At 47.9% G+C, this 9722-nt stretch carries 8 protein-coding genes; 2 read left to right on the top strand and 6 right to left on the bottom strand.

Annotated elements, in window-relative coordinates; translation table 11 throughout:
- The 4 genes from JGK16_RS21165 to purS form a co-directional block, all read right to left on the bottom strand.
- Positions 1 to 1548: WD40 repeat domain-containing protein (locus tag JGK16_RS21165; RefSeq protein WP_293192347.1), on the bottom strand; the 1548-nt coding region annotated here is incomplete at its 3' end.
- Entirely contained in the window at positions 1545 to 3605 is a 2061-nt protein-coding gene (locus JGK16_RS21160; protein ID WP_293192349.1) for an ATP-binding protein, read from the bottom strand. The genes JGK16_RS21165 and JGK16_RS21160, both read right to left, overlap by 4 nt.
- Positions 3606 to 3880: 275 nt before the next feature.
- Positions 3881 to 4582, bottom strand: a complete 702-nt coding sequence (gene purQ, locus JGK16_RS21155; RefSeq protein WP_293178265.1) for a phosphoribosylformylglycinamidine synthase subunit PurQ — start codon at positions 4580 to 4582, stop codon at positions 3881 to 3883.
- A 2-nt stretch (positions 4583 to 4584) separates the two neighbouring features.
- Positions 4585 to 4869 carry a phosphoribosylformylglycinamidine synthase subunit PurS gene (gene purS / locus JGK16_RS21150; protein WP_293178270.1) on the bottom strand — a complete coding sequence of 95 codons (285 nt, stop codon included), beginning with the start codon at positions 4867 to 4869 and terminating at the stop codon, positions 4585 to 4587.
- 140 nt (positions 4870 to 5009) lie between these two features.
- On the opposite strand from purS, the gene JGK16_RS21145 reads away from it, so the two are divergent.
- Positions 5010 to 5402 (top strand): Fur family transcriptional regulator, encoded by a 393-nt coding sequence (locus tag JGK16_RS21145; protein WP_293143880.1) that lies wholly within the window; start codon positions 5010 to 5012, stop codon positions 5400 to 5402.
- Positions 5403 to 5573: 171 nt separating this feature from the next.
- Here the strand turns inward: JGK16_RS21145 and JGK16_RS21140 are convergent, their stop codons facing one another.
- Positions 5574 to 6542, bottom strand: a complete 969-nt coding sequence (locus tag JGK16_RS21140) for an SPFH domain-containing protein (RefSeq protein WP_293178273.1) — start codon at positions 6540 to 6542, stop codon at positions 5574 to 5576.
- Positions 6543 to 6755: 213 nt separating this feature from the next.
- The gene (locus tag JGK16_RS21135; RefSeq protein ID WP_293178279.1) at positions 6756 to 7187 is read right to left on the bottom strand and encodes an NfeD family protein; all 432 of its coding nucleotides are present in this window, start codon (positions 7185 to 7187) and stop codon (positions 6756 to 6758) included.
- 334 nt (positions 7188 to 7521) lie between these two features.
- Between JGK16_RS21135 and JGK16_RS21130 the strand changes: the two genes are divergently transcribed.
- On the top strand, positions 7522 to 9699 hold the full coding sequence (locus JGK16_RS21130; RefSeq protein ID WP_293178282.1) for a protein phosphatase 2C domain-containing protein: 2178 nt from the start codon (positions 7522 to 7524) through the stop codon (positions 9697 to 9699).
- Positions 9700 to 9722: the final 23 nt, after the last annotated feature.

Genomic DNA, 9722 nt, shown 5'->3' with positions numbered 1-9722 from the left:
CAGGGTTTGATCATATGAAGCGGAAATCGCGGTTTTGCCGTCTGGTGCGATCGCCACTGCACTTACGCTGCTAGTATGACCGGTGACGGTTCTAAGTTCGTTCCCTGTCTCCGTGTCCCAGATTTTCAGGGTGTTATCCGATGAAGCGGAAATCGTAGTTTGGCCGTCTGGTGCGATCGCCACTGCACTTACGCTGCTAGTATGACCGGTGACGGTTCTAAGTTCGGTGTCTGTCTCCGTGTCCCAGATTTTCAGGGTTTTATCAAATGAAGCGGAAATCGCGGTTTGACCGTCTGGTGGGATCGCCACTGCACTTACGCTGCTAGTATGACCGGTGACGGTTCTAAGTTCTGTACCGCTTTCTGTGTCCCAGATTTTTAAAGTGTAATCCTCTGAAGCTGAAATGGCTGTTTTGCCGTCGTCGGCGATCTCGACCGCTCTTACATAAGAAGTATGGCCTGTTAGAGTTCTGAGTTCGGTACCGCTGTGTATGTCCCAAATTTTTAGAGTGCAATCCGCTGAAGCTGAAATCGCTCGTTTCCCGTTGGGGGTAATAGCTACTGCTGATACCCAGTCAGTATGACCTGTTAAAGTTCTCAGTTCCGTGCCACTGTCTGTGTCCCAGATTTTTAGAGTGCAATCCTCTGAAGCTGAAATCACGGTTTTGCCGTCCGGTGCGATCGCCACTGCCCTTACCCAGTTAGTATGACCGATCAGAGTTCTCAGTTCCGTGCCACTGTCTGTGTTCCAGATTTTTAGGGTTTTATCAAATGAAGCCGAAATCGCTGTTTTGCCATCGGGTGTGATCGCCACTGCTTTTACCCAGTCAGTATGACCGATCAGAGTTCTAACTTCGGTGCCGCTTTCCGTGTCCCAGATTTTCAGGGTTTTATCCTCTGAAGCGGAAATCGCGGTTTTGCCGTCCGGTGCGATCGCCACTGCTCGTACTGCACCACTATGACCGATGAGTGTTTTGAGTTCTCGGGCTGTCTCGGTGTCCCAGATTTTCAGGGTTTTATCCCATGAAGCGGAAATCGCCGTGAGGCCGTCTGGTGCGATCGCCACTGCTGTTACATCGCTACTATGACCGACAAGCGTCCGCAATGCCCCTTCATTTGCCCGCTCTAAATTAGCCTTCAAAGGCCGCAACCAAACACTCTCTTTCGACTGCTTTGCCTGTTCCAGCAACCTTTGAATCTCAGGCATTTCAAAATCCAGCAACCTCCCCCACAAATGCTCAACCAGTTGCGTTTTATCCCTCTCCAAAATATGCGCCGACTTCCGAATTGCCCCTTGAATCAACTTCAGCGTTTGAGTTTGCTCCGGCGACAACAACACATCAGAATTTCTCGCCAAATCGTAATCATCAATTAGCGCTTGTACTCCCAAAAATTCCAGTTTCATCTCAATAAAACCGAAATCAGTCAACCAAACATAATAACGATTGAAATCCTTGAACTCCTGAACGAAATCCCTGGGTTGATATTTCAAAAAATATTCCCGATCTTCCTGACACTCCTGCGCCAACCACACACCTAACTTGCTCATATCGGCGCTCCTTCCAACCTGTTATTAATACTTTGGCGGTTAAGTTCTTCCACATTCACCCCAGCAGATTGCACAGTTTCATCTTTTTCCAGAAACTCGCGAAAGGTGTTGTGATAAATGTTGTAGCGAATTTCCCCGCTTACCTGTTCCTTTCGCAAAAAAGAATCCCATTTCTTTAGTACCTGCTGTACATTAAACTCCGTCTCGCGCACCGATTTGGCAATCCAGCGGCGAGAAACAGCCTCGTGAGCTTTCGACAGCACGTAGATAATCTTAATTTTCAATTCCAGCAGAGGATCGTCTTCCCGTCCCATCATCTGTCCCCAGTGTTTTTGATAATATTCCTCCAAACCCGCTGGCAAATCGTTTAAATTCACATCATTGTACGTGCCGCCTTCAATCTCATCAAGTACGTGGCGGAGGTAGATAAATTTCTTTTCGCTTTTTTGGGCTACCGCCGTCACAAACTGTTCCCGCTGCAAATTTCGACTCTTAATCCAATCCTGAATTAACTCGCTTCTCTCTGTGCGTTTTGCCAGATAAGCCTTGACATCTTCCAGACTTTCAGCACTGTATTTCATCAAATCAAAAACCGTCTTGTTAGCTGTCGGCATTGTCAGAAATTCCGGCCGCTTCGAGACAATAAAATAGACGTTATCCGGCAAATCATTAGGCAAATACGAAACATTACTGTTCCTAATTTGAGCCTTCCAATCAACTTCATCCAGCGCATCCACCACAAAAATTATTTTTTTGTCCCTGCTAGACTTAGCGCTAACTTCCTTCAGCAAATCGCATAGAAAAATGTTGCTTTTCAGGGCATTTTCCGGCAGTCGCGGATACTTATCTTTAAGACCAAAACCTTCAATCAACTGAGTGCAAGCATTTTTCAGAAAAGTTTCAGCGCTGACAATCCCGTCCGGTTGCGAGTTGAAATGAGTAATGCAGCGGCGCTTCAACATCACCACACAGGCCGCCATAATCGCGCTTTTCCCAACACCCGGTTCCGCCTCCAACACAAAATAGCCTTTTTGCTTTGTCTTCAGAAACTCATTAATTGCTTGAAACACAAATTTTCGACCGGTAAAGTCTTTAATTCTGTCCTGAATAATCGTCTCAGACTTAACAGGAATCGGCAAACTCGGCGCAGTAGGATCGATATATCTTTCCAACAATGCCCGAACTTCTGCCAACTCATCCCGGACAGTTTCGATAACTTCCAATTTCGCCATCACTTGGCAAATTTGCTCCCGCGTCGCCAAAGCCTGCAATTTTTGCAAAATTTCGCCATTTTGCAGCCCCAAATTTTGCAATTGGGCCACAGCTTCCCGATGCAAAATCAACTGCATTCCCGCAAATTGTCTGCCGCCAGTCTGTGCATCTTGTTTCAGCACTTCGCAAAACGCCTTCGGGAAAAACTGGTGGAGTTGCGCCGCCGCATATCCAATCAATTCAGGATGCAAAGTTTTATTTTCCTTCGCCGCAAAAACCGTCAAAAAATCTTGCCAATCTTGCACCGACAATCCCGTAACTTCCACAAATTGATTGAGATCCGGTGAAAAAATCTTGGCAAGTTGCGAATCAGAAAAATTCAAAGGAGTTGTATTACCATCGGTTTGGGCATCAATTGTCTCCCAGTAAGCGACTGTTTTCTTAGCTAAGTGTTGAAAATCAGCCTTAGCATGACGCAGATGATTTCGTTCAGCAATCACCTTAAATTCCTCAGATTCAGGAATACTCTTTTGAAGCAGACGGCTGATAGCTTCTCCAGCCGCCGCAGTCAAATCGCCATTTTTAAGAATATCCGCATTTTTTCCGATTCGCTGCGCCAACTTGTTACCGCATTCGCCCGCCGTGATATTACCGACAACACCAGTAACAATAGTTGCTAAAACACTAGCCGCCAACACTCCTGTCGGGCCGCCGAGTATACCTGCTGCCATAGTTGCTGCGGGGCCGGAGGTGCTGAGGGCGGTGGAGAGAGACTGGCCGACGAGGTATACGGCGCTACAGCCGAGTAGCCGAGCTTTGGTGTTGGCTAAATTAACTAAGGACATAAAAAATATTTATGAAGAATATCAAATCCCATTGATTTGTTATTATAGAACATAAAATCTTGTAGGTGCGGGTTCGCCAACAATATCTAACGACAACAAACAATCTAAATAAACCCGCCCGCACCCCACCAATAACCCAAATTAACCTCAAATTTGCATTGAATTTTAAATGTTGGTGATGATTGTTCGTTGGGTTGGGGCGGGTTTTTGAGATAGTCGAGTTGGGGCGATTACGATCGGTGAACCCGCCCCTACAAGAATATTGCAAATATCAACTATAAAACAGCAGCAACTGTTGCCATCAGCAACCCTTGAAACAATTTTACTCCATCAGTTTCGCCCAACATTGGATCGGATGCCCTCTCAGGATGTGGCATCATTCCTAACACATTGCCCTGGCGATTACAAATGCCTGCGATATTATTTAACGAACCATTCGGATTACCAGCAGCGCTAATTTCTCCGGTACTTGTACAGTAGCGAAACAACACTTGATCGTGTTCTTCTAACTCTGCCAAAGTATCCGCATCAGCATAATAATTGCCCTCCCCGTGGGCGATCGGCAAATCGATGATTTCACCCGAAGTATAAGCCGAAGTCCACGGCGTATTACCGCGTTCGACTTTCAAGGAAGCGCGATCGCAAATAAAATGCAATCCCGCATTCCGCACCAGAGCACCGGGGAGCAAACCAGCTTCAGTCAGCACCTGAAAACCATTGCAGATGCCGAGTACAAGCTTTCCTTGTTTCGCGTGTTCGGCAGTCGCTTGCATCGCTGGAGAAAAACGGGCGATCGCGCCGCACCGCAAATAATCTCCATAACTGAAACCACCGGGAACTACAATGATGTCAATATCCGAAATATCGGTATCTTCGTGCCAAATCATCCGCGTCGGTTGGTGCAGCAACCCTTGAGTTACCCACACCACATCGCGATCGCAATTTGAACCCGGAAAAACAATAACTCCAAATTTCATTTTTATACCCCTGCTGTCTCGACAGCAACAGGAATTTCAGTCAACTCAACGCGATAGTTTTCAATCACTGGATTGGCCAAAAGTTGGTCGCAAACGCGATCGAGTTGTTCGCGCGCCTCCGACTCATCCGCAGCAGTCAGCGTCAATTCAACGTACTTCCCGATCCGCACGCGCTCAACATTGTCGTATCCCATGTGTTGCAAACCAGACTGTACGGCAGTACCGGCCGGGTCTAAAACCGAAGGGCGGAGGGTAACATAGATTTGGGCAAAATATTTTTGAGTCACAGCAATGTGTAGGTGATGCGAAATTTACGGCCACCTCATTCTACAACGCGGGCGGGAAGCCGATCGCCCTTTGCTGCCCCGAATTAAGCTAGCCTAGAAACAGCGATAGATTTGATTCCAGCCGATTAGACAAAAAAATTATGAGAACCAACCGCACCCGCAGTCAGGAGCGTATTTTACACTTGCTCAAGCACTTGAATCGATCGCTCTCAGCGCAAGATATCTACCTAGAACTGCGTAACAGCGACCACAGCATGGGCTTAGCAACAGTTTACCGCTCCCTCGACGGTTTAAAGCGGGAGGGCTTCGTGCAAGTCAGAACGCTTGCTAGTGGCGAATCTCTCTACGGTGCCGCCCACCAAGACCAACATCACCTTACTTGTCTCGAATGCGGTGCGTCTATTACGATCGACGAATGCCCCGTACACCACCTAGAAAGCCAATTACAACAATCTCATTCTTTCAAAATTTATTATCATACTTTGGAATTTTTTGGATTGTGCGATCGATGTACTCTCGCTCAAGAATCTTAGGGAAGAAGGAAGAAGGAAGAAGGAAGAAGGAAGAAGGAAGAAGATACTTACTCGGCGATTGAAATCGCTGCTATAAAGACGAAACCCGCCTCCGCGGGTTGAATTAATTCTTAGTCCGCGGAGGCGGACATCGTTTGTGTAGAAGCGATTTCAATCGCCGTCTCTTTCTTTCTATTTTTTCACCTCATTACTATTACCTTCCCCAACAATCGATCGCAATCCTTCCATCGTAGCCGGGATACTGCGCGGATCCATAAACATCACCTTGCTGCTATCGCTGCTGCCAATTTTTAATCCCATATCCAGATAGTTTTGAGCTAACAAAAACTGTAAAGCTTCGCGGGACTTGGGGTCATTTTGTAGAGTTTTACCGATAATTTGTAAAGCCTCAGAAGTAGCTTGAGCTTTCAAAACCTGACTTTGGCGTTCTGCTTGCGCTCTCAGCACGATCGCCTTTTGTTGAGCTTCCGCCTCCAAAATAGTCGCTTTTTGCCGCGCTTCCGCATCCAAAACCTGCGCTTCGGCTTTACCTTTGGCGCTGTTAACTGCTGACTCGCGTTCGCCCTCGGATGTCAGAATTGCCGCTCGTTTTCGGCGATCGGCTGCCATCTGCAATTCCATCGATTCCTGTACAGTTTTAGAAGGGATAATATCGCGCAATTCCACCCGCGTTACTTTCACTCCCCAAGGATCGGTCACAATATCTAAATCTCTGAGCAAGATTTCATTAATTTGAGAACGGGCTGTAAACGTTTGTTCGAGGTCGAGTTGACCCATTTCGGCGCGAATTTGAGTCAGCACCATATTCACCATTGCTGACTGAAGATTTTCGACTTTGTAACAGGCTTTTTCCAAGTCCACAATCCGCCAGTAAACTACAGCATCCACGGTGAAAGAAACATTATCGCGCGTGATACAAGCTTGCGGGGGAATGTCTAAGACTTTTTCCCTAATTGTTTGTTCGTAAACGACGCGATCGAGAAACGGTGTGACAAAATTCAAACCAGGTTCGAGTTTCTTGCCGCTGTATTTTCCTAAAGTTTCCACCAGCGCTTCATTTCCCTGATTGATAATCTTGACGGAACCTGCGATCGCTGAGCCGCCCAGTGCTAAAAATACGAGTAAAAACAATTGTTCCACGGTCGCCTCCTATAAATCTTGACTGTTAAATATTGACTGTTGGTTATTTGTTATTGGTTATTTGTTATTGGTTATTTGTTAGTGCCAATTCCCAATGCCCAATGCCCAATTCCCAATTCCCAATTCCCAATGCCCAATGCCCAATGCCCAATGCCCAATGCCCTATGCCCTATGCCCAACTACCAATTTCTAATTCCCAATTCCACATCTTTTTTAAGAATGCAGCAAATGTTCTGGTAAAACTATCAGAGTAGTGCCTTTCCTGCCGACGACTATCACGTTTTGGTTGGGGGGGATAGCGGTAGAAGTGTCTTCGCAGCGAGCTTGCCAAGAATTCCCCTCATAAATCACTCGCCCCGATTCTCCTGGGAGAATTTCTGTTAAAGTTTTAGCTTCGTCAGAATCTGCGATCGCCCATGCCTTGCCTTTTGGTATCAATCGCCGGGACAGCAGCACAAAAACTGTCGAAAATACCATCCACAGGAATATTTGTAAATTAACGTAAGGTAAAACTAGAGAGCATCCAGCGACGGCGAAGGCACTCAGTCCCAGGATAAAAGCAACAAAAGCAGTGGGGAGAAATAGCTCTGCCAAACAGAGCAAAGCCCCAACTAGCAACCAAAGGAGCGTGGGAGTCCAGAACATAAAAAGAATTGGTGATACTATGAAATATCTTAGATTTGAAATTTGAGATTTAAGAATTGCCAACGACTGACTCTGCAAGGCTTTATGACTTGCTAGCCCGATCGCGATTGTTCACATCGCGGTACCAGGTTGAGGCTTCCATTGTACTCAAAGTCAGATTTTAGTAACTTAAATTACAATTTTAGCCGGTGTCCACCGGCAGCAACTACAATTTCTCGTGCCCCAAAGGCAGTTAAGAAATTGATAGGGGCTAAAATCAGTTTATTCTCAAGTTCCTGAATTTGAGCGTGGCAATCATATATCTTCAGAATGTTTTTACACAAACTATTTCGATATGATCAGTAGTTTCTCCGAACCGATTTATTGCCCGAATCTGAGCTGTTCCGATCCCGGCAATAGCTTTGGCAGCCAGAAGTGTGCAGCTTGCGAAACCGATTTAATTTATCGCTATTTGTGGGCGGTGGGCCCCACAGTCGAGGAAGTGCCGGCGGGTAAGATAATCGCCGATCGATATTTTGTCATTGCACCCCAAATCTGGCTCGACAGCCGTCCGTCTATTCCTCCTAGCGTCCCCGAACAACTGCCGGATAGAATTATGCCTTACCTGCATTTGTATCCCCAGCGGCTGCATACGCCCGAAGTATACGGCTTTTGTTCGCTCGGGGAAGCAGCAGAAGCCACAGAGGTGCTGTTGTTGGAAAATGTGCCGGTCAATAATTTCGGTAGCCTGTATCCTTCTATTCTACAAGCTTGGGCTCAGACAAGTGCCACGCGCCAAGTTTACTGGCTGTGGCAAATGCTCCAACTGTGGGCGCCGCTTTCCGAACAAGGAGTCGCTGCGAGTTTGCTGGTACCGGAAAATTTGCGCGTGGAAGGTTGGCGGGTGCGTCTGGTGGAACTGCATCGAGGTAATTTTGTACCGACGCTGAAGGATTTGGGAGATGTGTGGTCTGGTTTGGTGGACTCGGCGCAGCCTGAGGTACAGTCGAAACTCGGAGAGATTTGTCTGTTTATGCGCCGCAGCAGCATGAACTTAGATGCGATCGCCCTGGAACTTAACGATTTACTATTAGAACAAGCTGCTAAATTGCCCCTGCATTTAGAAGTAGTCGGCATCACCGATACCGGGCCGCAGCGCTCCCAAAATGAAGATAGTTGCTATCCGACTGCTGCTGATTTTCAATCGATAAAAAGTGCCGGAAATGACAAACTAATTCCTTACTTGACAATGGTTTGCGACGGGGTTGGAGGCCACGAAGGAGGAGAAGTTGCCAGTCAGTTAGCCGTGCAATCGCTGAAAGCTTTAATCCAAAATTTGCTCGCCGAAATCGCCGAACAAGAAGAGTTGATGGCGCCAGCAATGGTCATCAAACAACTCGAAGAAATAGTGAAAGTTGTGAATAATGTGATTTCCGCTCAAAATAACGAGCAAGGAAAAGAGTTGCGGGAGCGCATGGGAACCACTTTGGTGATGGCCCTCCAGTTGCCTCAAAAAGTGAAAGTTTCTCAGGATGTACCCGCGAATAACAGTCACGAACTTTATTTGGTCAATGTTGGAGACAGCCGCGCCTATTGGATTGGCAACAATTACTGTCAGCGGCTAACTGTGGACGACGATGTAGCGTCTAGGGAAGTGCACCTAGGACACAGTTTATACTGGGAGACTCAATTGCGATCGGATGCCGGAGCCCTCACTCAAGCTTTGGGGACGCGGGACGGCGATTTTCTGCGCCCGACGATTCAACGATTTATTGTCGAAGAGGAAGGCTTGCTGCTGCTGTGTTCCGACGGTTTGAGCGATAACGACTGGGTAGAGCAATCTTGGCAGAATTACGGCCCAGAGGTACTTGAGGGCAAAATGTCCTTGGAAGCCGCTGCTCAGTCTTGGGTTCGCCTCGCCAACGAGAAAAATGGTTACGACAACACCTCTGTAGTGGTGACTTACTGTCGGATGTCACCGGAGAGAGTCGTACTGTTCGATACGGCGTCGGCACCGTCGGCGTCGCCGTCGATATCGCTACCCATGTCACCCTCGGTGTCGCTACCCATGTCACCCTCGGTGTCAGGCTCGGTATCCCTCCAAAAAACGGGGAGGATGCCAGAATCTCAACTTTCTGAATCGTCGAAACAGTTGCTGTACCCCGAAACGGCCTCCGCCTCGGAACCAGTTGAAAAACAGAAGCCGAAGCGTTTGGGGCCGCTGCTGGGACTGTTGGTGCTGATGCTAGTCTTCGCGGGCTTAGGTTTGTGGGTGCGGAGCCTCCAAAACCAGAACCCCGATCCCGAACAACTGCCGCCACCGCCGGAAACTACCGCCCCAACTCCTGCGGATATTCCCTCGCCCGGTGCCGAGAGTCCCTCGCCCGGTGCCGAGAGTCCCTCGCCCGGTGCCGAGAGTCCCTCGCCCTCCCCAGAATCGAGTCCTGCGGAGATTCCCGCGCCGTCGCCAGAATCAACAACTCCTCCGGAAATTCCGGTGCCTTCCCCCTCGCCGGAAATTCCCCCACCTTAAAAGTTGGCTAGTTTGGGAATTTG

Origin of the sequence: Microcoleus sp. PH2017_09_SFU_O_A (genome assembly GCF_020738625.1) — a bacterium.
GTDB lineage: Bacteria > Cyanobacteriota > Cyanobacteriia > Cyanobacteriales > Microcoleaceae > Microcoleus.
The sequence above is the reverse complement of the archived record's forward strand: the minus strand, read 5'-3'. Positions and strand labels throughout refer to the sequence as shown.

Bases quoted from the DNA above. Each gene is read 5' to 3' on its own strand.
- JGK16_RS21160 (WP_293192349.1), bottom strand. From the start codon at position 3,605: ATGTCCTTAGTTAATTTAGCCAACACCAAAGCTCGGCTACTCGGCTGT.
- purQ (WP_293178265.1), bottom strand. From the start codon at position 4,582: ATGAAATTTGGAGTTATTGTTTTTCCGGGTTCAAATTGCGATCGCGAT.
- JGK16_RS21145 (WP_293143880.1), top strand. From the start codon at position 5,010: ATGAGAACCAACCGCACCCGCAGTCAGGAGCGTATTTTACACTTGCTC.
- JGK16_RS21135 (WP_293178279.1), bottom strand. From the start codon at position 7,187: ATGTTCTGGACTCCCACGCTCCTTTGGTTGCTAGTTGGGGCTTTGCTC.
- JGK16_RS21130 (WP_293178282.1), top strand. From the start codon at position 7,522: ATGATCAGTAGTTTCTCCGAACCGATTTATTGCCCGAATCTGAGCTGT.